Annotated in this window: 19 protein-coding genes and 2 tRNA genes; 11 read left to right on the forward strand and 10 right to left on the reverse strand. The window is 33.2% G+C overall.

Translation table 11 applies throughout. From position 1 onward, the window contains the following. The first annotated feature begins 196 nt into the window (after positions 1-196). The 3 genes from AABD74_RS21445 (at position 197) to AABD74_RS21455 (ending at position 2,318) form a co-directional block, all read left to right on the forward strand. Entirely contained in the window at positions 197-739 is a 543-nt protein-coding gene (locus tag AABD74_RS21445; RefSeq protein ID WP_232679030.1) for a plasmid pRiA4b ORF-3 family protein, read from the forward strand. 116 nt (positions 740-855) lie between these two features. Then, positions 856-1,215, forward strand: a complete 360-nt coding sequence (locus AABD74_RS21450) for a four helix bundle protein (RefSeq protein WP_053473865.1) — start codon at positions 856-858, stop codon at positions 1,213-1,215. 44 nt (positions 1,216-1,259) lie between these two features. Continuing rightward, the gene (locus AABD74_RS21455) at positions 1,260-2,318 is read left to right on the forward strand and encodes a nucleoid-associated protein (protein ID WP_406844244.1); all 1,059 of its coding nucleotides are present in this window, start codon (positions 1,260-1,262) and stop codon (positions 2,316-2,318) included. A gap of 89 nt (positions 2,319-2,407) precedes the next feature. On the opposite strand, the gene AABD74_RS21460 is transcribed toward AABD74_RS21455, so the two are convergent. After that, positions 2,408-2,989 (reverse strand): TetR/AcrR family transcriptional regulator, encoded by a 582-nt coding sequence (locus AABD74_RS21460; RefSeq protein ID WP_232679023.1) that lies wholly within the window; start codon positions 2,987-2,989, stop codon positions 2,408-2,410. 73 nt (positions 2,990-3,062) lie between these two features. After that, on the reverse strand, positions 3,063-3,815 hold the full coding sequence (locus AABD74_RS21465; protein WP_406844245.1) for an SDR family oxidoreductase: 753 nt from the start codon (positions 3,813-3,815) through the stop codon (positions 3,063-3,065). A 232-nt stretch (positions 3,816-4,047) separates the two neighbouring features. Here AABD74_RS21465 and AABD74_RS21470 point away from each other — a divergent pair, with 232 nt between their 5' ends. Continuing rightward, the gene (locus tag AABD74_RS21470; RefSeq protein ID WP_406844246.1) at positions 4,048-6,417 is read left to right on the forward strand and encodes a GAF domain-containing protein; all 2,370 of its coding nucleotides are present in this window, start codon (positions 4,048-4,050) and stop codon (positions 6,415-6,417) included. 191 nt (positions 6,418-6,608) lie between these two features. Here the strand turns inward: AABD74_RS21470 and AABD74_RS21475 are convergent, their stop codons facing one another. Then, positions 6,609-7,787: a Pycsar system effector family protein gene (locus AABD74_RS21475; protein WP_232679016.1), complete on the reverse strand. Its 1,179-nt coding sequence runs from the start codon at positions 7,785-7,787 to the stop codon at positions 6,609-6,611. Between the two features lie 27 nt (positions 7,788-7,814). Between AABD74_RS21475 and AABD74_RS21480 the strand changes: the two genes are divergently transcribed. Further along, positions 7,815-11,558, forward strand: a complete 3,744-nt coding sequence (locus AABD74_RS21480; RefSeq protein WP_406844247.1) for a metallophosphoesterase — start codon at positions 7,815-7,817, stop codon at positions 11,556-11,558. A 117-nt stretch (positions 11,559-11,675) separates the two neighbouring features. Here AABD74_RS21480 and AABD74_RS21485 read toward each other — a convergent pair whose 3' ends face one another. Both AABD74_RS21485 and AABD74_RS21490 read right to left on the reverse strand, forming a co-directional pair. After that, positions 11,676-12,536: a hypothetical protein gene (locus AABD74_RS21485; RefSeq protein ID WP_406844248.1), complete on the reverse strand. Its 861-nt coding sequence runs from the start codon at positions 12,534-12,536 to the stop codon at positions 11,676-11,678. A 121-nt stretch (positions 12,537-12,657) separates the two neighbouring features. After that, complete coding sequence (locus tag AABD74_RS21490; protein WP_232679009.1) at positions 12,658-13,710, reverse strand: hypothetical protein; 1,053 nt, start codon at positions 13,708-13,710, stop codon at positions 12,658-12,660. Between the two features lie 107 nt (positions 13,711-13,817). Between AABD74_RS21490 and AABD74_RS21495 the strand changes: the two genes are divergently transcribed. The 3 genes from AABD74_RS21495 to AABD74_RS21505 are packed head-to-tail and all read left to right on the forward strand — an operon-like array spanning position 13,818 to position 17,925. Then, the gene (locus AABD74_RS21495) at positions 13,818-14,726 is read left to right on the forward strand and encodes an ABC transporter ATP-binding protein (protein ID WP_406844249.1); all 909 of its coding nucleotides are present in this window, start codon (positions 13,818-13,820) and stop codon (positions 14,724-14,726) included. A 7-nt stretch (positions 14,727-14,733) separates the two neighbouring features. Continuing rightward, the gene (locus AABD74_RS21500) at positions 14,734-15,570 is read left to right on the forward strand and encodes an ABC transporter permease (RefSeq protein WP_232679005.1); all 837 of its coding nucleotides are present in this window, start codon (positions 14,734-14,736) and stop codon (positions 15,568-15,570) included. Between the two features lie 15 nt (positions 15,571-15,585). Next, complete coding sequence (locus AABD74_RS21505; RefSeq protein WP_406844250.1) at positions 15,586-17,925, forward strand: choice-of-anchor L domain-containing protein; 2,340 nt, start codon at positions 15,586-15,588, stop codon at positions 17,923-17,925. A 154-nt stretch (positions 17,926-18,079) separates the two neighbouring features. On the opposite strand, the gene typA is transcribed toward AABD74_RS21505, so the two are convergent. Beyond that, the gene (gene typA / locus AABD74_RS21510; protein WP_232679001.1) at positions 18,080-19,876 is read right to left on the reverse strand and encodes a translational GTPase TypA; all 1,797 of its coding nucleotides are present in this window, start codon (positions 19,874-19,876) and stop codon (positions 18,080-18,082) included. A 168-nt stretch (positions 19,877-20,044) separates the two neighbouring features. Between typA and AABD74_RS21515 the strand changes: the two genes are divergently transcribed. The 3 genes from AABD74_RS21515 (at position 20,045) to AABD74_RS21525 (ending at position 22,809) form a co-directional block, all read left to right on the forward strand. Then, positions 20,045-21,754 (forward strand): PAS domain-containing protein, encoded by a 1,710-nt coding sequence (locus AABD74_RS21515; RefSeq protein ID WP_406844251.1) that lies wholly within the window; start codon positions 20,045-20,047, stop codon positions 21,752-21,754. A gap of 4 nt (positions 21,755-21,758) precedes the next feature. After that, positions 21,759-22,169 (forward strand): response regulator, encoded by a 411-nt coding sequence (locus AABD74_RS21520; protein ID WP_232678995.1) that lies wholly within the window; start codon positions 21,759-21,761, stop codon positions 22,167-22,169. A gap of 265 nt (positions 22,170-22,434) precedes the next feature. Further along, on the forward strand, positions 22,435-22,809 hold the full coding sequence (locus tag AABD74_RS21525) for a hypothetical protein (RefSeq protein ID WP_406844252.1): 375 nt from the start codon (positions 22,435-22,437) through the stop codon (positions 22,807-22,809). A gap of 437 nt (positions 22,810-23,246) precedes the next feature. Here AABD74_RS21525 and rpsT read toward each other — a convergent pair whose 3' ends face one another. The 4 genes from rpsT to proS all read right to left on the reverse strand — a co-directional run bounded on the left by rpsT (position 23,247) and on the right by proS (position 25,398). Beyond that, positions 23,247-23,498: a 30S ribosomal protein S20 gene (gene rpsT / locus AABD74_RS21530; protein ID WP_068844538.1), complete on the reverse strand. Its 252-nt coding sequence runs from the start codon at positions 23,496-23,498 to the stop codon at positions 23,247-23,249. 153 nt (positions 23,499-23,651) lie between these two features. Continuing rightward, positions 23,652-23,723 (reverse strand) — tRNA-Glu (locus AABD74_RS21535). 46 nt (positions 23,724-23,769) lie between these two features. Continuing rightward, positions 23,770-23,841 (reverse strand) — tRNA-Glu (locus tag AABD74_RS21540). 78 nt (positions 23,842-23,919) lie between these two features. Further along, positions 23,920-25,398 carry a proline--tRNA ligase gene (proS, locus tag AABD74_RS21545; protein ID WP_406844253.1) on the reverse strand — a complete coding sequence of 493 codons (1,479 nt, stop codon included), beginning with the start codon at positions 25,396-25,398 and terminating at the stop codon, positions 23,920-23,922. Between the last annotated feature and the right edge of the window lie 82 nt (positions 25,399-25,480).

The raw sequence follows: 25,480 nt of genomic DNA on the forward strand, positions 1-25,480 counted from the left end.
AATGTAAATATATGAATGTCATCCTGAGCGAAGTCGAAGGGCGCTCCAATTGGAATCGGGGCTTCGACTTCGCTCAGCCTGGCAATCGACGTCACTTAATCAGAAAGCTGAAAAAATCTTTTCAACAAATCGTAATTCACAATTCGTATTTCGTTTTTTATATTTTACCTTTGACCTCTCAATAAAAACAAAGATTATGGTTTATAAATTTAGAGTAATTCTAGACGCCGAAGAAGATATTTTTAGAGACATTGCTATTCTTGAAGACGATACACTTGAGGATTTACACAATGCTATCTTCAACGCTTTTGGTTTTGACGGATCAGAAGTTGCTTCATTTTATACTTGTGATGAAACCTGGAATCAGGAAGATGAAATTCCTCTTTTTGATACTGGCGATGTTCCGGGAGAACAAAGAACCATGAACGATTATCCGTTATCTAGTATTTTAGATAAAGAAAACACAAAGATTATCTACGTTTATGATTTCATCAGCATGTGGACTTTCTTAGTTGAATTGGCCGCCATCGAAGAAGAAGCTGTAGGCGCAACTTATCCTGAAACTTTATTCTCTCACGGAGTTATGCCAGACGAAGCAATGGAAAAAAGCTTCGAAGCTGATGATATGCACAATGATATCTACGGAGAATTTGAAGATGACTTAGACGAAGATGATCTTGATATGTTCGAAGGCGACGACAGCTTCGAAGATTATGGATTTGAGGAAAATTGGAATTAGTTTTTTTGAGGTCCAAAGGCTCAAAGTTGCAAAGGTTCAGAGGTTTTCTTTAGAATCTTTGATTTCTTATTGTAGGAATATTTTTATTTTTGTGTTTGATTTTTTAAATGCAAAATATGAATACTTTTAGAGACCTTTTGATTTGGCAGAAGTCAATGAACTTAGTTACCGAAATTTACCAATTAACAAATTCATTCCCGAAAGAAGAAATTTATGGACTGTCTTCACAAATTAGGAGATGTTCTATATCAATACCGAGTAATATTGCTGAGGGATATGGAAGAGACGGAAATAATGATTATTTGAGATTCTTAAATATTTCAATTTCATCATTGTTTGAAATGCAGACTCAGCTTGAAATTTCATTCAATTTAAAATATATAACCGAGTATCAATTCAATAAAATAAATGGAGAAAGCAGAGAAATAGAACGAATGTTAAGCTCTTTTATCAGAAAAATAAAAGGCAGAAAATAACCTTTGTCCCTTTGAACCTCTGTAACTCTGAACCTAAATAACACATGATAAACCTATTCAACACCCACATCGAGACGCTTGCGATACACCGCGTAGGGAACAAAAGCCGTAACGAAGCTATTTTTTTATCAGAGCAGCCATTTAATCTAAATGATGAAATTGTGCCTTTGATAAAAGAGTACTTCTTTAAACCTTTTAGAGAGAAAGAAGAAAACTATTATCAGTTTGCGCACGAAGTGGACTTGGATTACAACGACATGTTTAAATATGCAACGGAGATTTTTGCTAATCCTTCAAATCTGCAGGAGATTTCAAAAAAAATTACGATGCATTTATTTGAGCAGTCAAATCATCCGCATATTAAAAACGGAGAGGTTTATGTAACCTACTTAACAAACTTAAGTATTGATAATAATGTAGTTGATGCAATCGGAATTTTTAAAAGCGAATTGCAGTCGGACTTTTTACAATTTGAAGAAAAAAACAGCAATCTTGAAATGATTTTGCAGCAGGGAATCAACCTGAGCAAATTAGACAAAGGATGTTTGATTTTCAATTATAAAAAAGAAGAAGGATACAAAATCCTAACTGTAGACAGTAACCGTTACGACGCGCGTTATTGGTTAGAGCACTTTTTATCTGTAGATGCTTTTGAAGACGAAAACTTCATCACTAAAAAATATTTAAAATTCTGCCAGAACTTTGCAAAAGATGTTGTTTTACCAGCAGAAGACAAAAAAGAGGAAGTAATGTTTATGAACCGATCTGTGAATTATTTCGCTAAAAACGATCAGTTTGAAGAGCAGAATTTCCTAAATGAAGTATTAGACAATCCAGACTTGATTCCTGAATTCAAAAACTATAAAGTTGATAAAGGAGAAAAATACAGCATCGAAGATGTAACCTCATTCCCAATTGCAAACGGAGCAGTTTCTGACGCCAGAAAATCGATTAAAAACGTGATTAACCTGGATACGCATATTCAGATTAAAATGGATTTTATCAACCCTGAAAGTGCAGAAAAATTTGTTGAAAAAGGCTGGGATGAAGAAAAACAAATGTATTACTACTTAGTTTACTTCAATAAAGAAGAAAAAAGCTAAGAAGTTTTCATTTTCTATTACTTACTTAAAACAAAAAATGGCAGTTACAAAATGTAATTGCCATTTTTTTATTTCGATTATTTTTGATGCTATAAAAGGGAAAAAACTGCTTTTACAATATCATCATAAACTTGTTTATCTCTTTCTCCCGTGCGGGCCAAAACCCGAATTCCGGAATAATTATTAAAAATGAACCGGGCTAAAACCCTTGCATCCTGCTGTTTGGAAATATGTCCTGCCTCCTGCCCTTTTTTCACAGCATTTGTAAAAACTTCTTCCATTGTCTGGCTGTTGCTTTTTACAATCTTAGCAATTTCTTCATCGTGCATAGCCAATTCTACAGAAGAATTTACCATAAAACAGCCTTTTGTAATTCTATCTTCTAAACTCTCTATAACAGCTTGTTTAAAAATTGCATGCAAAGTCTCTTTAACATTTTCAGATTTATCTAAAAGCTCTTTTACAGCATCTTGATTCTGTTGCTGATAGCGCTGCAAAGACTTTGAAAACAATTTTTGCTTGTCGCCAAAAGTATCATACAAACTAGAGCGGCTTAAACCTAAATGTGTTACCAAATCCTGAGCAGATGTCCCGTTGTAACCTTTGTGCCAAAAAATTTCAATTGCTTTATCTAAAGCCTGATCTTCATTAAATTCCTTCGTTCTAGCCATGATATCAAAATTAAATTTCTTTACAAATATAAGGATTAAACGGAACAATCGTTCCTGAATAAGTCAAAAAAAATTATAATACTGTGTTTACAGTAAGCCCGCCGTCAACCACAATTTCAGTTCCTGTAATGAATGATGAATCATCAGAAGCAAGGAAACTAATTGTTTTTGCAACTTCAGCAGCTTGTCCAAAACGTTTCAATAAGATTTTTTCTCCTAAAGCTGCTCCTAAACCTTCAACTTCTTCTTTTTCTAAACCAACTTTACCATACAAAGGTGTTTCGATTGGACCAGGAGAAACTGCATTTACTCTAATTTTTCTTGGCGCTAACTCTGCAGCAAATATTCTGTTTAATGATAAAACCGCAGCTTTACTTGCTCCATATACACTTGAACCCGGCATTCCTAATTGAGCATTTACAGAAGTATTAAAAATAATAGAACCGCCATCGTTTAAAATTGGCAATACTTTTTGAACTGTAAAATAAACTCCTTTTACATTCACGTTCATAATACTGTCATAATGATCTTCTGAAGCTGAATCTACTGGAGCAAAAGCCGCAATTCCTGCATTTAAGAATAAGATATCTACTTTTCCGAATTGTGCTTTTACTTGTTCTACTAAGCTGTCAATAGATTTTAAATCTGATTGATCTGCAACGATTCCCGTAACGTTCAGTTCTGCTTCTGCTTTTGCCAAAGCTTCTTTGTTTCTACCTGTTACAATTACTTTTGCACCTTTTGATGCTAATTCCGCAGCAGCTGCGTATCCAATTCCGCTATTTCCACCTGTTACAATAGCTGCTTTGTTTTCTAAATTTTTCATTTTGTTTATTATTTAAGTTATTGATTATTCAATTATTATGGTACAAAGATATAATAACGGAATGATCGTTCCGTTATTTGTAATGTTAATTTTTAGTTAAAATAATTCCCCGCTTCCGAAAACGCCATTTTATAAGGGTTAATATCTATGAAACTATAAACGAAACAAATCGTAAAATGACGCCAATTCTTAATTTATGCTTAATTTTGTAATTCTAAAAACAAAAAAACAGATGGATCGTCTTTTACCAACCGAAAGTCCTTTCGAAACGATAATCTCATTTCATAAACTAATTGAGTCTTTTGAGCAGATTGCTTTATCTAATGTTGATTACCGATCTAACTACGCCAAAGCGATTTTAAAAGAAATTGAGGCGTATCCGGAATTCAGAACAGGAATTCACGATTACAGCACTATTAAAAATAATGAAGCCTTAATTAAAAACATTGCTGCTGATTTATTCCCTACGGCTTTAACAAACAATGAAATAAAAGCCATAACAATACCTTTTCAAAATATATCCTTTAATTATACAGAGCGTTTCAAGAAAATTTTACGAAATGCAGGTGATGAATTTTATATGGAAATTCGTGATTTTGATGATCATCAATTCTATATCAATAACTGCTGTTTGATTTTAAGCGCTTATTATCATCAAAATATCGATTTTAATAAACCCTTTTTCTACGATATACCAGATGAAGAAGGTGTAGAAAAACATTATCGTATTCTGTACAATGCCGATTTCATGGAAATCACACCTACAGAGAATGCACCGCAGCTTACGCAGGACGATATTGATGTTTTGATTGATAATTATAACGATATTGATTTATGGAAATCTAAATTTCCCCCTAGAAGCTGGATTTTAAAAGGTTTCGGAATTGTTTCTTTATTTGATGCGACTACAGAAAGTGCTATTTCTAATTTAAAAAGTAATCTTTTAAAACCAGAAACCTCAAGAGTTGCCTCTACAGAAATTGTAGAAAATATCTTTAGGTCTATTTTTAAAATTCCGAGCTTAAAAGTTGGTTTTATTATTTATAATCCTGAAGAAGAAAAATTTATACGGCCAATAAAGTTTGACAACCAAATGCAGAGTTTTTTACTTTCATCTACTCAGGAAGTAGATTGTAAAAATGCATTTTTTGGATGTTCGTTTGAAAATCTTTTAGATAAAAAAGAGCCGTTTGTAATTTCAAATGTGAAAAAGTTTATCGAAGAATCTTCAAACCCAAAACTTGGCGAGCATTTATTAAAACAGGGAATTCAAAGCTGTGTTTTTGCACCCGTTATAAAAGATGACCATTTATTGGGCGTTGTCGAATTGGTCTCTGATAATATACGTGAATTAAACAGCATAAATGCAACAAAACTAGAATTGGTTTTACCTTATTTAACAGATACAATTGACCGCTATAATACGGATATGCAGCATCAGGTTGAAGCTATTATTCAGCGTGAGTATACTACGATTCACCCAAGCGTTTATTGGAAATTTAGAAAAGAATCTCAAAACTATTTCCAAAACATAAATCATACAAAAGATTATATTTTTAAGGAAATTGTATTTAAAAATGTATTCCCGTTATACGGACAAATTGATATTAAAGGTTCATCTGAACACCGAAATGAGACGGTTAAAATTGATTTGAAAAATCAGCTGACGGCCCTTTTGGAAATTTTCGATAACCAGAAACCAAATTCAAATCTGGTACTTTTAGAGCAGAGAAAATTCGAATTGGAGTCTCTTCGAAGCGAATTGGATTTTCCGCTAAAAGCAGATATGGAACAGCATATCCAGCGTTATATCGAAGATGAAATTCATCCGATACTGAAAAATACCAAAGACAATGCTAAAAATAAAAAGTTAGAAGAATTGTACTTTGAAAGTCTGGATGAAAAAACAGGAATGTTCTATCAGGAAAGAAAAAAGTTTGATAACGCTATGTCGATTATCAATAAAAGACTTGCTTCTGTATTAGACAAAAAGCAGGTTGAAGCACAGCAAATTTATCCACATTATTACGAACGTTTTAAAACGGATGGTGTTGAGCATAATTTATATATTGGGGCATCGATTTCGCCAACAAAACCGTTTGACATTATGTATCTGCACAATTTACGTTTGTGGCAGCTGCAGACTTTATGCGAAATGGAATTAGAGCATCATCAGCTAAAAGAATCGCTTCCGTATGAATTAGATGTTACTTCACTGATTTTGGTTTTCAGTTCGCCGCTTTCTATCCGTTTTAGAATGGATGAAAAACGTTTTGACGTTGACGGAACTTATAATGCAAGATATGAAGTCGTTAAAAAACGAATCGACAAATCGAACATTAAAGGAACAGACGAAAGAATTACTGAAAAAGAGAAAATTACAATTGTATATTCTCAAAACAGTGAGGAGGCAGAATATTTAAAATACATCAAATATTTGCAGCACAAGAAAATTTTGGAACCATCAATAGAACAATTTGAAGTAGAAGATCTTCAGGGAGTTTCTGGTTTAAAAGCGATTCGTGTAAAAGTGATTAATAACGTAAATAATTCAAAAATAAAGAAAATTACTTATCAGGATTTATTAGATGAACTCAACTAAAAGCTGGGCTTTTTCTTATAGTCAAATTTTATAGAAATAGAACGCGGATGAAACGGATTCGCTTCGCGAAGACGCAGATGAAACGGATAAATATTTAACGCGGATAAATACAGAAAAAATCTGTTTTTATCCGCGTTTTTGCGAAGCGAATCCGTTTCATCCGCATCTAATTTTTTTATGCATTCTAAAATTTAAATCGATTTAAAAGCAATTACAAACGCAATTACAGTAACAATAATTCCAAACATAAATAGGTTGTACGCAATACGAAGTAAATTATATTTTCGCTGTAAAACCAATCCCAGGTAATACAAATCTTTAATCATGTTCGAATAAAGATAATCGCGGTCTTTCATCATTTCGTTCATGGCCCAGTCGTATTCTTCTAAAGGCATTTTGTAGAAGTTTCCAAAAAACAATAAATTAATCTTTTTATTCTCAATATCTTCTCTTGTAAAAACACCCGAAGTTACTTTTGGACGTGTAGAAAGAATTGCAAAAATAATGGTAATTACACTCGACATCAGCATAATAAATGTGGGGATAACTAAGTGTGCATTTTTCGGACTGTCTAATTTTGGAATAATAGACGAAAGTGCAATCGAAATAATAATGGCATTTACAGACAATAAAATATTGGCTTTACTATCAGCAATTCCGCTTAAACGGGTATGGTTTCCAAGTGTAACGCGAAACAAGGTATCAACGCCGCGATCTGGTTTTTCGACTTTTTCGCTTTTTTTGTTTTCTTTTTCAATCTCTTCTGCCGCTTTCAATTCCTGTTTATTTATTTTTTTTTGAATCAAAAGCAGGTTTTTTTCTTTTAAAGGCTGCCATTTTCTTAAAGCATAATCCGTGTAAAACCTATGTTTATTTAGCAAAAAGTTTAAGTTTTCCTTTGTCCATTCAGCATTCGAAAAATTTACAATTCCTATATTTTTTAATTCTAAACGCAATAACTCACAGGTTGTAACATATTCAGTTCCCATTAAATGGGCATAATCAGCATCTTTAATTATTTTCTCTAAATGTGTTTTTGGATGATAGTCTTTGACTGTAGCCAAAATCAAACCGGAAACAAGCTCGATAAACTTTTCTGATTTTTCTTTTTTCTTTAAAAAATCAACTGCAATCTTTACGCTTTTGGCTTCATGGTTTTCATAACCTTCAATATAACCTGTATCATGAAACCAGGCTGCAACTAAAAGCGCCTCTTTATCATCTGCATCCACATCCTCTTTTTTGCAAAGCTCTTTTACCGCTGTAACTACTGTGAAGGTATGGTTAAAATTATGGTAAGAATATAAATTAGAAAGTTTATCTTTGAGTAAATTACTGACGAAATCTTCGGATTGTTCTATTAGATTCATAAAAGAATATTTTTACACCACTAAATTATGAAATTGTTTTTGGATAATCATTTTATTGCTAAGATTAAAAACTTTTTATTAGCAATTATCACCTTAACATTAATTTATTCCTGTGCCACACATAAAGCGCAGTACGGAAAAAACGTTAGTGCTAACGAAACAGAAAACGCAGCAGAAGATACCATAAAAATTGCCCACACTTTTTATCTTGTTGGAGATGCCGGAAATGCTGATGAAGAACAAGCGCAGCAAACACTTGAACTTTTACATCAAAAACTTAAAAAAGCGAGTAAAAAATCGACTTTACTTTTTTTAGGAGATAATATTTATCCTAAGGGTTTTCCTAGTAATAATACTGAGGATAAAGCTTTGGCAGAAACAAAATTAACAAACCAGCTAAAATTAGCTGAAGGATTTAAAGGAAAAACAATTTTTATTCCCGGAAACCACGATTGGTACAGCGGAATAAAAGGTTTAGAACTGCAGGCTGATTTTATAACGAAAAATTTAAATGATAAAAAAGCATTTCTTCCCCGAAAATCCTGCCCAATCGAAGATACAAAAATTGACAGTAACACGACGTTAGTAGCTATTGACAGCGAATGGTTTCTGGAAGATTGGGATAATCATCCAACAATAAATGATAACTGCGATATAAAAACAAGAGAAGATTTTTTTAAGGAACTCGAAAGCATCTTAAACAAAAATCAGGAAAAAACGGTTCTTTTAGCGATTCATCACCCTTTATTAAGCAGCGGAAGTCACGGCGGTCAGTTTTCATGGAAAAAACAATTATTTCCGTTAGAAAATAAAATTCCGCTTCCGGTAATTGGGTCTTTTATTAATTTACTGAGAAAAACATCTGGAGTAAGTCCGCAGGACCTTCAAAATAAACAATATACAATTTATGCAAAACGAATAAAAACACTTTTGCAAAAACAGCGAAATGTAATTGTAGTTTCAGGACACGATCATAATCTGCAATATATCAGCAAAGAAAATATTCAGCAGATTATCAGCGGTGCCGGATCAAAATCGGAGGCCGCAAGAGCCATAAATCCATTTGATTTTTCGTATGGCGGAAACGGTTATGCAGCTTTAACTTTATATAAAAGCGGCGACGCCAAAGTTTCTTTTTACGGAAATGAAAACAATAAAGAAAAACTGCTTTTTGAACGTGAAATTATAAAAGCCAAAGAAATTAACTGGGCATCGGATATTAAGAATAATTTCCCTCCAAGAATTACAACTTCTATCTATTCTACTAAAATGACAGATAAAAGTATGTTTCACAGATTTTTATTTGGACAGCATTACAGAAAATATTACAGCATGCCTATTGATGTTCCAGTGGTAACTTTAGACACTTTAAAAGGCGGTTTAAAACCCATTCGAGAAGGCGGCGGGCATCAATCTGTTTCTTTAAGAATGTCTGATCCAAAAGAGCGTGAATATGTTATGCGCGGCATGAAAAAAAGTGCCTCTGTATTTTTACAGTCTGTAGCTTTTAAAGATCAATATGTTGTGAATGATTTTGAAGACACTTATACAGAAAGTTTCTTGTTTGATTTTTATACGACTTCGCATCCCTATGCTCCATTTGTAACTGGCAGTATGTCAGACAAAATTGGTATTTTGCATACTAATCCGGTTTTATATTATATCCCAAAGCAAAATGGTTTAGGTGAATTTAATGCGGGTTATGGCGATCAATTGTATATGGTGGAAGAAAGACCTGCTGATAATCATTTAGACGGTAAAAACTTTGGTAATCCAAGCGATATTATTGGTACAGATGATATGATGCTCAATCTTCATAAGGACGAAAAATATTCGGTTGACGAAAAAGAATATATAAAAGCACGTTTGTTTGATATGTTGATTGGAGACTGGGACAGACACAGCGATCAATGGCGCTGGGCTGAGTTTAAAAAAGACGGTAAAGTTATTTACAGACCAATTCCAAGAGACAGAGATCAGGCATTTGCAAAATATGATGGTGCGCTGCTTTCTATTTTAATGAATATTCCGGCATTGCGCCACATGCGTACTTTTAAAGATAAAATTAGCAATGTAAAATGGCTGAACAGAGAACCTTACCCAATGGATTTGGCTTTTTTAAGAACAGCAGAAGAAAAAGACTGGATTGAACAGGCAAAGTTTATTCAGGATAATTTATCTGACAGCGACATTGAAAATGCTTTTAAAGCTATGCCAAAAGAAGTTCAGGATGAAACAGTTGACGATATCATTCAAAAATTAAAAGCCAGAAAAAGAGACCTTCAAAAATATGCGATAAAATATTCTGATGTTTTAAGCAAAACGGTTATGATTGCCGGAACAGATAAAAAAGACCGATTTGTTTTAAACCACAACAAGAAAAAAAGCATTGAAATTCAGGTTTTCAGAGTGAAGAAAGAAGGTGATGAATTACAATATACAAAAACGCTGACCGATACTAAAACCAAAAATTTATGGATTTATGGTTTAGACGATAATGATGTTTTTGAAGTAAAAGGCGATCAAAAATCGAGAATTAAAGTTCGTTTAATTGGAGGTCAAAATAATGATACATACAATATAGAAAACGGAAGAAAGGTTATTGTTTATGATTTCAAATCAAAACAAAACACTTATAATTTATCTCCTGGCCTTGGGACTAAAACCCAAACACAGTTAACAGACGATTATGATGTTAACTTGTATAATTTTCAAAAACCAAAATACAATGTGATTTCCGGACTGCCAAATATTGGGTATAACCCGGATGATGGTGTAAAATTGGGAGTTAACCTTAATTATACAGTAAATAACTTCAAACAAAATCCGTACACGCAAAAACATGTTTTAAATGCTTTTTACTATTTCGCAACCGGAGGTTTAGAATTTAATTATGCTGCACATTTCCCAGGTTTATTAGGAAAATGGGTTATTGATGTTGAATCGCTTTATACAACACCAAATTTTGCGATGAATTATTTTGGCTACGGAAATGAATCTCAATATGATGACAACCTAGGTATGGATTATAACCGTGTTCGTATCCGTAAATTTAATGCTTCGGGAGCCATTCGCCACGTTGGAAGGTATGGAAGTGAATTTAGTGTTCAGCCAATTTTCCAAAGAATGACTGTTGAAGAAACTGAAAACAGGTTTATCAATATTCCAAATATTGTAAATCCTGATGTATTTAACAGCCAGAATTATGGAAGTTTAAAAGTCAAATATCTTTTTAAAAATTCTGATTTTGCTGCAAAGCCAACTTTAGGAATGTATTTTATGATTGCCGGAACATGGACAACTAATTTAGATGATGCTAAGAAAAACTTTCCAACGCTGGAAAGCATTTTAGGTTTCACACATAAAATTGATCATAACGGAAAACTGGTTTTAGCTACTTATCTAAAAGGAAAAGCAATTTTAAATAATAATTACGAATTTTATCAAGGGGCTGCTTTGGGCGGTGATACTGATTTACGCGGTTTTAGAAACGAGCGTTTTTTAGGAAATTCTTATTTCTCTCAAAGTTCTGATTTGCGTTTGAGTCTTGGTAAAATCCGTAAAACACTTGCTCCGTTTACTTACGGAATTTTAGGTGGTTTTGACTACGGAAGAGTTTGGCTTGACGGCGAAGATTCCAGAAAATGGCACCAAGATTACGGCGGCGGACTTTGGCTGAATGCTATCAATGTTTTAACCGCCAGAATTTCTTATTTCAAATCTCCTGATGAAGTTGGGAGGGTAATTTTTGGAGCAGCTTACAGTTTCTAGGTTCAGAGTGACTAAGTAACAAAGGTTCAAAGTTTTTTTACTGCGAATTACACTAATTTTCACTAATTTTTATTTAAAATTAATTCGTGGAAATTAGTGTAATTCATGGCAAACTTTTTATTTTAACTTAAATTCGTAAACGTTTCCTCCTATTTTATTTGTTTTTTCATCGGCTACGAGTAGAGTATTGTTGTCTTTAAAAACGATGGCTTCTTTTTGAGAGAAATGGTTTAAACTGATTTCGGTTTGGGTTCCTTTGTGGAATAAATCTCTTTTGAAACCTTTAAACAACACTATTTTATCGTGACTTAATAAAACCACTTTTTTACCGTCTGGACTTATCGTTGCGCTTGTTAAAACGCAGTGATTGTAATTACTGCACGTTTTAAACTCTCCTATTTTAACTGCTTTTTGAGTTCCTTTTGCATTTTTAATTTTGTAAATAAAAGCTGTTCCGTCAAAACCTTTGCTTCGATTTTTGGTGAAAAGATAAAAATAACCGTTGTGTTCAAAGAAACCTTCAACGTCATAGAATAATTCTTTTTTCTTTGGTGGAAATTCGGTTTGTTCCGGATACGAGAATGAGATTTTATATTCGGCAGAAGCCTCATCTTTATTCAATTGATTTTTGGCTACTTTATAAATGCACAAATCTCTGCGTTCGTTATCGTTGTTTCCGAAATCACCAATGTAAATATTTCCCGTTTTATCTTTGGTAATATCTTCCCAATCGACATTTTCGGCATTTGAAATTGTAATTGTCTTTTCTAATTTCCCTTTAGAATTAATGGCATAAATGGCATTCTTATTTCCGCTGTCTTCGAGAGTATAAATCACATTGGTTTCAGGAAAATAGGTAATTCCCGAAACTTCTTTTAATTTTTTCGGAAGCGAATAAAGCATTTTCAAATCATCATTTGACTGCTGCTGACAGGCTAACAAAACAATAGAAGCGGCTACTAAAAAGGTCTTTTTCATAAGATTGATTTTTTTTGTTATCCTGAGAAACGAAGGATCACACTAGAAACTCCGCACAGTAATTCTCCAATCTTTATCGAGCTGCTTGTGCGATCCTTCGTTCCTCAGGATGACAATAATTCTAAACTAAGTTTGTGTTTTTAAAATTACGGATGATGAATTCAAAAGCGGCCTGCATGATGTGTCCCATTGATCTTGCGTTTTTAAATTTCATATCGTTTGTGTATCGGTACAATTCCATTTTTAACTGGTTTAGATGTTCCTCAGTCGAAATGGTATCGTGACACATAATGTTCAATAATTTTTTGATTCTGTTTTCGGCAGAATGGATTCGTTTTGCCAGAATCGCTCTTTCTTCATCTTTATACTGAATAATGGAACGCTCTTCCAATTTCTCTTTAATGAGCTGCATCATCGGATAATTTTCTTTAAAAAACTGCGGACGATAAACTTTGAAATTTCCTTCATAACACTGCTGATCAAAATCGATTGGCCGAATTTTATAGACCACCTGATCAAAATCATGAATCGGGACAATTACATAATTATACGCTCTCATATCTCCCAAAAGCCTAATCATACAGCGTTCATTAAATTTTACAAACTCTTTGGCGATTTGTGCTTTCTCCATTTCGGTACATTTATCGAGCAGCGTATCCATAAAAACATCGCCGGGAATCCCAATAATATGTTCTTCGATTAAAGTATCATTGTAAACCAAAAAGTTGATTTTATCCGGCGAAAGGATATCTTCTAATTCTAATCCGTAAATCCTTGAAGCATCGGCTTTTTTAATATAAAAATGAACATAATTGTCGTTGAGAATATTTCGGACTTTAATCCTAAAAGGTTTTGAATTTCCGAAAGTACAATAGTCGATTGCATCAATGTTTAGGAACTGAATAATCTCACTGTTTCCATCAGAATGCAGAAGCGAATAAATTTTCTTTAAATTGAGATCAATTTCATTTCTTTCAAATTCATTGTAATAGACCCGAATCCATAAAGTATCGGTTTCGTTTTTATCGTAAACGTTAACCGAACCTGAAAATCGTAATAAGTCATCATAAAACACAGATACTTTCGAAATACGCTCGTATCTGTCCAAATAACTTAAAAGTGCTTGTGTTAAAGGAAAAGAAGGCTTCTTTAACACCATCAAAGGTTCGCTCATTTTGAATATCTTTATTACAAATTTACATCAATAAGCTGATAAAAATAAATTTGGCGTAACAATATAGAACTTGAATCGTCATACTAAAAACTAAAACCGAAATAAATTTGGAAACCATCCTTACCATTCAGAATCTCAGTAAAAGATACGGGCGCATTCAGGCGCTTAAAAATGTATCTTTTAGCATACAAAAAGGCCACGTTTACGGAATTCTGGGCCCTAACGGAAGTGGAAAATCTACCACTTTAGGAATTGTTTTAAGTGTTGTAAACAAAACATCAGGCGATTATAAATGGTTTGACGGAAATGTACAAACGCATGAAGCTTTGAAAAAAGTGGGAGCGATTATCGAACGTCCCAACTTTTATCCGTACATGACCGCCGAAGAAAACTTAAAATTGGTCTGTAAAATTAAAAACATCAATTATTCTAAAATTGAAGAAAAACTAAATCTTGTTGGTTTATCTGAAAGAAAAAATAGCAAATTCAGTACTTTCTCTTTGGGAATGAAACAGCGTCTGGCAATTGCGTCGGCACTTTTAAATGATCCTGAAATTTTGATTCTGGATGAACCAACCAATGGATTAGATCCTCAGGGAATTCATCAAATTCGAGATATTATTAAAGAAATTGCATCACAGGGAACTACAATTTTACTGGCTTCGCATTTATTAGACGAAGTCGAAAAAGTTTGCTCTCACGTTGTTGTTTTACGAAAAGGCGAAGTTTTGTATTCAGGGTCTGTAGATGCCATGTCTGCAAATGAAGGTTTCTTTGAAGTTTCTTCAGAGGATAATCTGGCACTGAAATCTGCTTTATATAATCATCAAGCCGTTGCAGAAGTTAAAGATGAAGATGGAAAAGTTTTGGTTTACTTAAAAGCCGATTTATCTGCTCAGGAACTAAATCAGTTTTTATTTTCAAAAAATATTATTTTAAGTCATTTGGTCAAACGCAAAAATAGTTTGGAAGCCCAATTTTTAGAATTAACCAAAAATACAAATCCAAAAATCTAACTAAGCCATGAAAAGACTTATCTCTATAGAATTACAAAAAATCTGGATGAATAAAGCCAGTCGTATTTTAACATTAACCTATTTTATTTTACTTTCATTTATAGCTTTAATCGCTTCTATTAAATTTAATATTGGCCCTATTAAACTTCATTTGGCAGAGATGGGAATCTTCAATTTTCCTTTTATATGGCATTTTAATACTTATGTTGCCGCTATTCTGAAATTATTTCTTGCTATCGTAATTGTTTCCATGATGGCTAACGAATACAGTTATGGAACATTAAAACAAAATTTAATTGACGGTTTGAGTAAAAAAGAATTTATTCTCTCGAAATTCCTAACTGTAGTTTTATTTTCAGCTGCTTCAACTGTTTTTATTTTTGTTATGAGTTTAATATTAGGGTTAATTTTTTCTTCTTATACTGAACTTGATATTATTTTTAGTGACTTAGATTATCTTTTAGCCTTTTTCGTAAAATTAACCGGATTCTTTTCGTTCTGTTTATTTCTTGGAATTTTGGTAAAACGATCTGCTTTTGCATTAGGTTTTCTTTTAGTTTGGAATATAATCGAAGCCATAATTAGAGGTTACTTGGCCTTTAGTATTTTTCCTGACAGCAACACCGATGAAAAAATTACACAATTCCTTCCTTTAGAATCAATGTCTAATTTAATTGTTAATCCCGGCCCAAGATTATCTGTAGTCAAGAATATTGGTTCACAAATGGGAATTAATACAGATATCGATTATAGTGTAAGTTACTTTGCAATTCTAATTGTATTAATCTGGACATTTTTATTTGTATATTTTTCTTACAAATTATTAAAAAATCGGGATTTGTAGTATATTTGCTATACTATGAATCAGGCAAAAAGTTTTTTAATTATTCTGTTTTTATGCTGTTTATCTACAAAGGTAAATGCGCAATTTATTACTATTGATGATCAAAAAACACCGCAGCAACTTATTGAAAATATTCTGGTGAATAGTTCGTGCGCTGCTGCATCAGGTTCAACCGGTACAGGTGATAATTTTAGGCCGGGTAAACAAAGTTTTGCTTATTTTAATAGTAACGGAAGCAATTTCCCTTTTGCCGAAGGAATAGTACTGGCAACATCTACAGCCGAAAGTGCCGTTGGGCCTTTTGTTAGTGACCTTACAAGCAGCGACAGCCCTAACTGGCTTGGCGACAGTGATCTCGATCAGATATTAGGTATTCATTCTATAAACGCAACGGTATTAGAATTTGATTTTATTGCTTATACAAGTGCATTAAGTTTTAATTATATTTTTGCGTCAAATGAGTATCAGTACGATTATCCGTGTCAGTTTTCAGATGGATTTGCTTTTTTAATTAAAGAAGCAGGAACTACTGATCCTTATAAAAATTTAGCTGTATTACCTAATACAACTACACCTGTTTCTTCTGTAAATATCCGCCCGAAAATTGAACCCGGTACAAGGCCTGGAGGAATTAATTATCAAGGCTGTGCAGCTTCAAATGAAAATTATTTTCATGGCCTAAATAACAATACCAGTCCAGTAAATTATGCCGGACAAACTGTTGTTATGACTGCGCAGACTACAGTTACTACCGGAAAAACATATCATGTAAAACTTGTCGTGGCCGATGACACTTATAGATATCTGGAATCTGCAATTTTCCTTGAAGCCGGAAGTTTTGCTTCAAAAATTTTGCTTGGTGAAGATCGTACTACTGCCACAAACAATCCTGCTTGTTTTGGAGAAGAAATTGATCTTGACAGCAATCTTGATCCCGCAACTTATACTTTTAGATGGTTTAGAAAAGATGACCCTACTAATACCCTTGGCACAAATGCAGCTTATAAGGTTGTAAGTGCAGGAAATTACAAAGTTGAGGCTACTGTTATTGGTACAACATGTGTATTATCCGGAGAAATAAAAATTGATTATGCTCCCGAAATTCTTTCCGCAAATACTTCTTTATTTCAATGTGATGACAATACAGATGGAATTTCAATTTTCAATTTAGATAAAGCGAACAATATTGTTAAAAATAATGCTGCTTATATTATTAATGAAGGGTATTATGAAACATTGGCGCAGGCGCAGACTAAAACAAATAAAATTGTAAAACCTGAAATGTATATCAATAAATATGCAGATCAAATTGTATATGCCAGATTAGAAAATGAATTTGGCTGTTTTAAAATTGCCGAAGTAACGTTAAAAATTGCTCCTACATCAATTCCAGACCCTAGTCCAATAAGTACTTGTGACCGAGACGAAATTCAGGATGGGCTTTATCAATTTGATTTGAATGCAGAAGTTACGCCAGTAGTAACTTCAGGTCTTCCAAACGGATTAATTGCTGCTTATTATTTAAATACAAATGATGCTTTGGTTGAAATAAATGCATTACCTAATATCTTTAAAAATACAACAGCTTATAATCAAAGGATATATGCCAGAGTTGTAAACGGACCGGATTGTTATGATGTTGTACCTGTCGATCTTGTTGTGAATACTTTTAATCCGCCAAATTTTCAGGATGAATCTGTATTTTTATGCCAAAATGGAAATACAACTTTATCTGTAGCGGCTGGTTTTAGCAGTTATTTATGGAGCAACGGAGAAACTTCAAATTCTACTGTCATAACTGTTCCCGGCGATTATTCAGTAACCGTAACTGATGCGAATGGCTGCGAAAAAACAAAAGATTTTAAGGTTATTTTATCTGAACCTGCAATCATAACGAATGCAGCTGTAAAAGATTTTTCAGGAAATGATAATTCTGTTTCAATTGAATATACCGGAGTTGGAAATTATGAATTTTCATTAGACGGAGAAACTTTTCAAAACGAACCGCTATTTACAAGTGTACCAGCCGGAACTTATAATGCAGCTGCAAGAGATAAAAATGGCTGCGGATTGTCTAATGTATTTGTTGTATATGTTTTAGATTATCCTAGATTTTTTACTCCAAACGGCGATACTTACAACGACTTATGGCTTATTGGTGACTCAAATTTACTGCCCAATTATACCTTAAATATTTTTGACCGCTACGGAAAACTTTTAAAACAAATGAACCAAAACAGCCCGGGATGGAACGGTATTCTTAACGGACAGCCGCTTCCTTCTGATGATTATTGGTTTACTTTAATTTTTGCAGACGGCAGAAATGTGAAAGGGCATTTTAGTTTGAAAAGATAATTTTTTTGAAATTCCAATCCCGAGGCTTCGTATAAAATCCAAATTCCAATACTTAAAATCTAAATTCCAATTGTATAAAAATTCGGGTTTAAATCATAAAAAAATCCCAAACTCCTATTGGAATTTGGGATTTTATATTGAAATTTAAATCTAATTAGATTTTAAATCTTTTTCTATCTGTCTCACTTAAGTAAATTTTTCTTAAACGAAGAGATTTTGGAGTAACTTCAACATATTCATCTTTTTGAATGTACTCTAAAGCTTCTTCTAAAGAGAATTTGATAGCAGGAATAATTCTTGCTTTATCGTCAGCTCCGGAAGAACGTACGTTTGAAAGTTTTTTCGTTTTAGTAACGTTAACAGTCATATCGTCGCTGCGAGTATTCTCTCCAATAACCTGACCTTCATAAATATCCTCGTTAGGATCAACGAAGAATTTACCACGATCTTGTAATTTATCAATAGAGTAAGGAATTGCTTTTCCGTTTTCCATAGAGATTAATGAACCGTTGTTACGTCCAGGAATTTCTCCTTTGTATGGTTCGTACCCGATGAAACGGTGCGCCATAATAGCTTCACCAGCAGTAGCAGTAAGCAATTGATTTCTTAAACCAATGATTCCACGAGATGGAATATTAAATTTAATAATCATACGCTCTCCTTTACCTTCCATAGAAAGCATTTCTCCTTTACGAATTGTTACGAATTCAACTGCTCTACCTGAAAGGTTTTCTGGTAAGTCGATAGTTAATTCCTCAATTGGCTCACATTTTTTACCATCAATTTCTTTGATGATAACTTGCGGCTGACCAATTTGAAGCTCGTAACCTTCTCTTCTCATTGTTTCGATAAGTACAGATAAGTGTAATACACCACGACCAAAAACCATGAATTTATCAGCAGAATCAGTTTCTCCAACTTTCATTGCTAAGTTTTTCTCAAGCTCTTTTGTCAATCTGTCTCTAATATGTCTAGAAGTAACAAATTTACCTTCTTTACCAAAGAAAGGTGAATCGTTAATTGTAAATAACATACTCATTGTTGGCTCATCGATAGCAATAGTTTGTAAAGCTTCCGGATTTTCAAAATCAGCAATAGTATCACCAATTTCAAAACCTTCAACCCCAACAATTGCACAAATATCTCCGGCAACAACTTCTTCCACTTTTCTACGGCCTAAACCTTCGAAAGTATGTAATTCTTTAATTCTTGATTTGATAACTTTACCATCTCTTTTTACCAAAGAAATTGGCATTCCTTCTTTTAAAACACCTCTTTCAAGACGCCCAATAGCGATACGACCTGTAAAAGAAGAGAAATCTAAAGATGTAATCAACATTTGCGGAGTACCCTCAGAAACTTTAGGAGCAGGAACATTTTTAATAACCATATCTAATAATGGTTCAATGTTTTCTGTTTGGTTTTTCCAGTCATCAGACATCCAGTTGTTTTTAGCAGAACCGTAAACAGTTGGGAAATCTAATTGCTCTTCAGTTGCACCTAATTCAAACATTAAGTCAAAAACTTTTTCATGAACTTCTTCAGGAGTACAGTTTTCTTTGTCAACTTTATTAATAACTACACATGGCTTTAAACCTAAGTCAATAGCTTTTTGTAATACAAAACGCGTTTGCGGCATTGGTCCTTCAAAAGCATCCACTAGCAAACATACACCATCGGCCATGTTCAATACACGTTCTACTTCACCTCCAAAATCGGCGTGACCCGGAGTATCAATAATATTGATTTTTGTTCCTTTGTACTGAACAGAAACGTTTTTAGAAGTAATAGTAATACCTCTCTCACGCTCTAAATCGTTATTATCAAGAATTAAATCACCTGTATTTTCGTTTTCACGAAATAATTGACAGTGATACATAATTTTATCAACCAAAGTGGTTTTACCGTGATCGACGTGGGCAATAATTGCAATATTTCTAATAGATTCCATTTGTTATTTTTAATGGGTGCAAAAGTACACTTTATTTTGATAAAAAAAACGTTTCTGCGATAGTTTGCGTATATACAAGTAATTAGTTCATTAATCTACTGTTAATTTGAACCTCAAAATGAACTTTACTTATTGTTTAATTATAGTTAATTTAACTATATTTGAGTAATGAAAAGTAAAACTCTCCAAATTACTCTCGTTTACGTTATCATATCGCTAATTATGGCAATAGTCTGCCATAATTTACTCACAGACCACTTTTTTGAAGCAAAATATTCTTATTTGTTTTTCGCAAAAGATGTCTTTTTCATAATAGCTACTGCATTCATCTTCAAATATATACTTTCAGTAAATGAAACTAAAAATATTTCTATTTTTCAGAAATTAAAAAGTACAAACGAAGAAATTAAGGAATCAAACGAAAAATACGACATTGTTGCAAAGGCAACAAGTGACACTATTTGGGACTGGAAAATTCAGGAAGACACCATAAATTGGAACAAAGGAATTGAAAGCGTTTTTGGCTATAATCCGGAAGAAGTTGGAAAGACTTCAAAGTGGTGGTTTGACAAAATTCATCCCGAAGACAGCATTCGAATGTCTATCAAATTATACTCTTTTATTGAGCAAAAAACAGAAAAATGGCAGGATCAATACCGATTTAGATGCGCCGACGGAACTTATAAATATGTTTTGGACCGAGGTTTTTTACTTAAAGATGAAAACGGGAGAGCCATTAGAATGATTGGGGCTATTCAGGATATTACCAAACAAAAAGAAGAAGAACAGCGATTAAAACTTTTAGAAACTGTAATTACACAATCTAAAGACTCTATTTTGATTACCGAAGCCAACTCACACGATCGTAAAATACCGAAAATTGTTTACGTAAATCCAGCATTTTCGCAAATGTCCGGTTATCAGTCAGATGAAATTATCGGAAAGTCAACCAATATATTTAAAGGCCCAAAATCTGATTCAGAGGAATTAAAAAAACTTTTACGGGCCATAAAAAATGAAGAAGAATGTGTAATTGAAACCATAACATATACAAAAACACAAGAAGAATATTGGGTTCGTTTTGCAATGATTCCAATTTTCAATAACGAGGGAGTAATTACACACTGGATTTCTATTCAAAGAGATATTACTGATGAAAAGAAACTGGAAACAGAAAAAGAACATCTTATTCGGGAACTTACGCAAAACAATAAAGATCTAAAACAGTTCTCCTATATAACATCGCACAACCTTCGCGCACCATTGTCAAATTTAATCGGACTTTTAAATCTTATCGAAGATATTCCTATCGAGAACGAAGAACTGGAAGAAATTCTGGCCGGTTTTACAAAATCAACACATTTATTGAACGAAACCATAAATGATTTAGTAAAAGTAATTATCATTAAAGACAATCCTTCGATGCAAAAAGAAGAGGTATCTTTAAAAGAAGTTTTCGAAAATGTTTTTAGCCAGCTCTCTTTTCAAATAGAATTACATAAACCTATTATTAAACTAAAGTTTGACAGGGTTCCGCTTTTAAACACTAATAAGGCTTATATTGAAAGCATTTTATTAAATCTGCTGACAAATTCAATAAAATACAAATCTGAAAACAGAAAACTAAAAATATCAATTACAGCAGAGCAAATAGATCATCACGCCATTTTAACCTTTAAAGACAACGGAATTGGAATTGATCTGGAAAGAAACCGTGACAAAGTTTTTGGACTTTACCAAAGATTTCATAATTATCCTGACAGTAAAGGATTAGGTTTGTATCTTGTAAAATCTCAGGTAGAAACTATGGGAGGAACAATTAGTATTGATAGTGAGGTCAATAAAGGCACCACATTTACTATAACATTTAAAAATTAACGCTATGCTGGAGCAAATTTTATGCATTGACGACGATCCAATTACGTTGATGTTATGCAAAAAAGTAATTTCAAAATCTTCATTTTCGCATGAAATTATTACTGCTCAAAATGGCGAAGAAGCTTTACATCATTTTAATACTTTAAAATACACAAACAACAAGAATAAAGTAAACAAAAAACCAGAACTAATATTTTTAGATTTAAATATGCCAGTAATGGGAGGCTGGGAATTTTTAGATCATTTCACTTCTAATGATTATGCAGAATTCAACACAGCAAAAGTCATCGTATTATCTTCTACAATTGATCCTGACGATTTAGCTAAAGCAAAAAAATACCCAATTATAATAGATTTTCTTTCTAAACCTATTACTCAGGCTATGCTTGAATATCTTAAAAAGAAAATCAGTTAAGTTAAAATTCTGAAATACTGTCTAGTCCTAAAACAGCAATACACAAAAAATCATGATTATTAACTGTACCTAATAAGTTATTATATTAGTACAAAATTTTGTACAACTTATATTATCATCCTTTAAAAATTAAGGAATATGAAAAACCTAATAATCATTACATTCCTAATTTGTTGGTAATTTACTGAATGCGCAAGTAGGTATAGGTACAACAACTCCAGGCAACACTTTAGAAATAAACAGCAGTACAACTGAAGAAAGCTGATTGCGGTTTACTCAATTAAATTCCAATTCGGCTACTGTTTCAAATACGCCGGCAAAGGTATTAGGGCTAAATACTGCCGGAGATGTTGTTTTTACCGCATTATACCCGCAAGTTGTATCGACAAATACAACTCTGGACGCCAATACTCCTGCAAATACAACATTAACATTAGGAGAAATACAGTTTCTAACCGATAAAACAAGCCCTGGGGTTACTGGAAATATACAGGTTCGATCCAGTTCTGCCAGCACGCTTGCTGTCGCAATTTTTGGCCATGAGGAATATAATTCGGGTACAAATAATTACACTGCTGTAAGTGCAGTTCTCAATGATAATTTAGGAGCATTTACTACTTTTTTTTTGCAGGCGGTTTAAATTTAAATGAGTTACTTGTTTACAGAATCGTAACTGTTGGAGGAGGAATCTACCGAATCACTTTGTTTAACAGAAATGATACTGACATATATTTAGCGGGAGAAAAATTAAAATAAAAACTACTATTCTTATTTCTATTTTTTAACAAAAACATATAAAGCAGATTAACCTTCAATGAAAAGAATATATATTGAATAAATATATCTTAATACAATAAAACAGGATATTTCTATCTTTTCAAAATAAAAACCAGCATCGGAACCTATTTTTACTATTGAGTCAGATCCATTTTCACTTTAAATTCCAATACATTTACAAATGATTTGGAATTTGAATTTTGAATATTGGAATTTTTATTGATATTTTTCAATGAGGTATAAACAAAAAAAAAGTCCTCTAGAAGAGGACTTTTATATATTTAGTAACATTGTAGTTAATTACAATTTAGCAACGTGTTTTGTTAATTTAGACTTCAAGTTAGAAGCTTTGTTATCATGAATGATATTCTTTTTAGCTAACTTATCAATCATAGAGATTACAGTTGATAATTTTGCAGTAGCATCAGCTTTATCAGTAGCTATTCTTAACGCTTTAATAGCATTACGAGTAGTCTTATGCTGATATCTGTTAAGAACTCTTCTTTTTTCGTTACTTCTGATTCTTTTTAATGCTGACTTATGATTTGCCATTTTCTTTAATTTTAGATGTAATAATTATTATAAATACTAGTTAAAAAAGAAAAACCTCCCACAATTGCAAAACAATCACTTTGGTTTTAACTAATAAAACAAAAACCGAGACACCAATTTTTATTTTACAAAACTTATTTACAACTAATTTTGTAGTCCGTAGGGGAATCGAACCCCTGTTACCAGGATGAAAACCTGGCGTCCTAACCCCTAGACGAACGGACCTTAATTCTCCTAAGTTTGGAAACTCTTCAATATATAATATAACTTGTAGTCCGTGGGGGAATCGAACCCCCCTTACCAGGATGAAAACCTGGCGTCCTAACCGATAGACGAACGGACCGTGCTTCTCTAATGCGGATGCAAAGATACATCTATTTTTTAGTTGCACAATAGTTGAGGCAAAAAAAATTATTTTTTTTTAATATGCCTTAGCAAAAAGCACTCTTTTTGAAGAAGGATTCCCAGTAAATACACAGGCTCCCGCCTCTTCAACAGCATCCAAAGGAATGCATCTAATTGTTGCTTTTGTCAAATCTTTTATCTTCTCTTCGGTTGCTGCAGTTCCATCCCAATGAGCTGAAATAAATCCGCCTTTTCCTTCTAAAACTTGCTTAAACTCCTCAAAATTATTTACTTCCGTAATATGAGTATTACGATAGTTTAATGCTCTGTCAAATAAATCGATTTGAATCTGTCTTAATAAATCATTTACATATTCCACGATTTTTTCTGCAGCAACAACTTCTTTTGATAAATTATCACGTCTTGCAACCTCAAAAGTTCCGTTTTCTAAATCTTTTGGGCCAACAGCAATTCTAACAGGCACACCTTTCAATTCCCATTCAGCAAATTTGAATCCCGGTTTTTGCGTTGTTCTGTCATCGTATTTTACCGAAATCTTAAGCTTTCTCAATTTAGCAGCCAATTCATTAACCGCAGCTGTAATTTCAGCCAGTTGTTCATCCGTTTTATGAATCGGAACAATTACAACTTGTATTGGTGCTAAATTTGGAGGCAGTACCAATCCCTGATCGTCAGAATGTGTCATAATCAGCGCTCCCATCAATCGGGTAGAAACTCCCCACGAAGTTCCCCAAACGTGTTCCTGTTTTCCTTCTGCATTAGCAAATTTCACATCAAAGGCTTTTGCAAAATTCTGACCTAAAAAGTGAGAAGTTCCGGCCTGTAATGCTTTTCCATCCTGCATCAATGCTTCAATACAATATGTTTCATCTGCACCGGCAAAACGTTCACTCTCTGTTTTAAATCCTTTTACAACAGGGATTGCCATGAAATTCTCAGCAAAATCAGCATATACATTCATCATTTTTTCAGATTCTTCCAAAGCTTCTGCCTTTGTAGCATGAGCGGTATGTCCTTCCTGCCACAAGAATTCTGCAGTTCTTAAAAACAAACGTGTACGCATTTCCCAACGCACGACATTTGCCCATTGGTTAATCAACAAAGGCAAATCTCTATAGGATTGAACCCATCCTTTATATGTAGACCAGATAATTGCTTCACTCGTTGGACGAACAATAAGCTCTTCTTCTAATTTAGCGTTAGGATCAACCATTAATTTTCCAGGTCTGTCCTCATCGTTCTTTAATCTATAGTGTGTTACAACAGCACACTCCTTTGCAAATCCCTCTGCATTCTTTTCCTCCGCTTCAAACATACTCTTAGGAACAAATAAAGGAAAATAAGCATTTTGATGTCCTGTTTCTTTAAACATTCTATCTAACTCTGCCTGCATTTTTTCCCAAATTGCATATCCGTATGGTTTGATCACCATACACCCTCTAACTCCTGAATTTTCAGCTAAATCTGCTTTGACAACCAGTTCATTATACCATTTAGAATAATCTTCTGATCGTGTAGTAAGGTTCTTACTCATATTATATAGTTTGGCACAAATTTTGTTTTAATAATTTTAACTAAATAGTTTGACAAAACTAACTATTTTTGTAATGTGCAAC

This window comes from Flavobacterium soyae (assembly GCF_045348165.1).
GTDB classification, from domain to species: domain Bacteria; phylum Bacteroidota; class Bacteroidia; order Flavobacteriales; family Flavobacteriaceae; genus Flavobacterium; species Flavobacterium soyae.

Coding starts and splice junctions, on each gene's coding strand:
- AABD74_RS21450 (WP_053473865.1), top strand. CDS start 856: ATGAATACTTTTAGAGACCTTTTGATTTGGCAGAAGTCAATGAACTTA.
- rpsT (WP_068844538.1), bottom strand. CDS start 23,498: ATGGCAAATCATAAGTCAGCATTAAAAAGAATCAGAAGTAACGAAAAA.
- AABD74_RS21500 (WP_232679005.1), top strand. CDS start 14,734: ATGAAAAGACTTATCTCTATAGAATTACAAAAAATCTGGATGAATAAA.
- AABD74_RS21460 (WP_232679023.1), bottom strand. CDS start 2,989: ATGGCTAGAACGAAGGAATTTAATGAAGATCAGGCTTTAGATAAAGCA.
- AABD74_RS21475 (WP_232679016.1), bottom strand. CDS start 7,787: ATGAATCTAATAGAACAATCCGAAGATTTCGTCAGTAATTTACTCAAA.
- proS (WP_406844253.1), bottom strand. CDS start 25,398: ATGAGTAAGAACCTTACTACACGATCAGAAGATTATTCTAAATGGTAT.
- AABD74_RS21515 (WP_406844251.1), top strand. CDS start 20,045: ATGAAAAGTAAAACTCTCCAAATTACTCTCGTTTACGTTATCATATCG.
- AABD74_RS21480 (WP_406844247.1), top strand. CDS start 7,815: ATGAAATTGTTTTTGGATAATCATTTTATTGCTAAGATTAAAAACTTT.
- AABD74_RS21490 (WP_232679009.1), bottom strand. CDS start 13,710: ATGAGCGAACCTTTGATGGTGTTAAAGAAGCCTTCTTTTCCTTTAACA.
- AABD74_RS21455 (WP_406844244.1), top strand. CDS start 1,260: ATGATAAACCTATTCAACACCCACATCGAGACGCTTGCGATACACCGC.
- AABD74_RS21520 (WP_232678995.1), top strand. CDS start 21,759: ATGCTGGAGCAAATTTTATGCATTGACGACGATCCAATTACGTTGATG.
- typA (WP_232679001.1), bottom strand. CDS start 19,876: ATGGAATCTATTAGAAATATTGCAATTATTGCCCACGTCGATCACGGT.
- AABD74_RS21505 (WP_406844250.1), top strand. CDS start 15,586: ATGAATCAGGCAAAAAGTTTTTTAATTATTCTGTTTTTATGCTGTTTA.
- AABD74_RS21485 (WP_406844248.1), bottom strand. CDS start 12,536: ATGAAAAAGACCTTTTTAGTAGCCGCTTCTATTGTTTTGTTAGCCTGT.
- AABD74_RS21465 (WP_406844245.1), bottom strand. CDS start 3,815: ATGAAAAATTTAGAAAACAAAGCAGCTATTGTAACAGGTGGAAATAGC.
- AABD74_RS21445 (WP_232679030.1), top strand. CDS start 197: ATGGTTTATAAATTTAGAGTAATTCTAGACGCCGAAGAAGATATTTTT.
- AABD74_RS21470 (WP_406844246.1), top strand. CDS start 4,048: ATGGATCGTCTTTTACCAACCGAAAGTCCTTTCGAAACGATAATCTCA.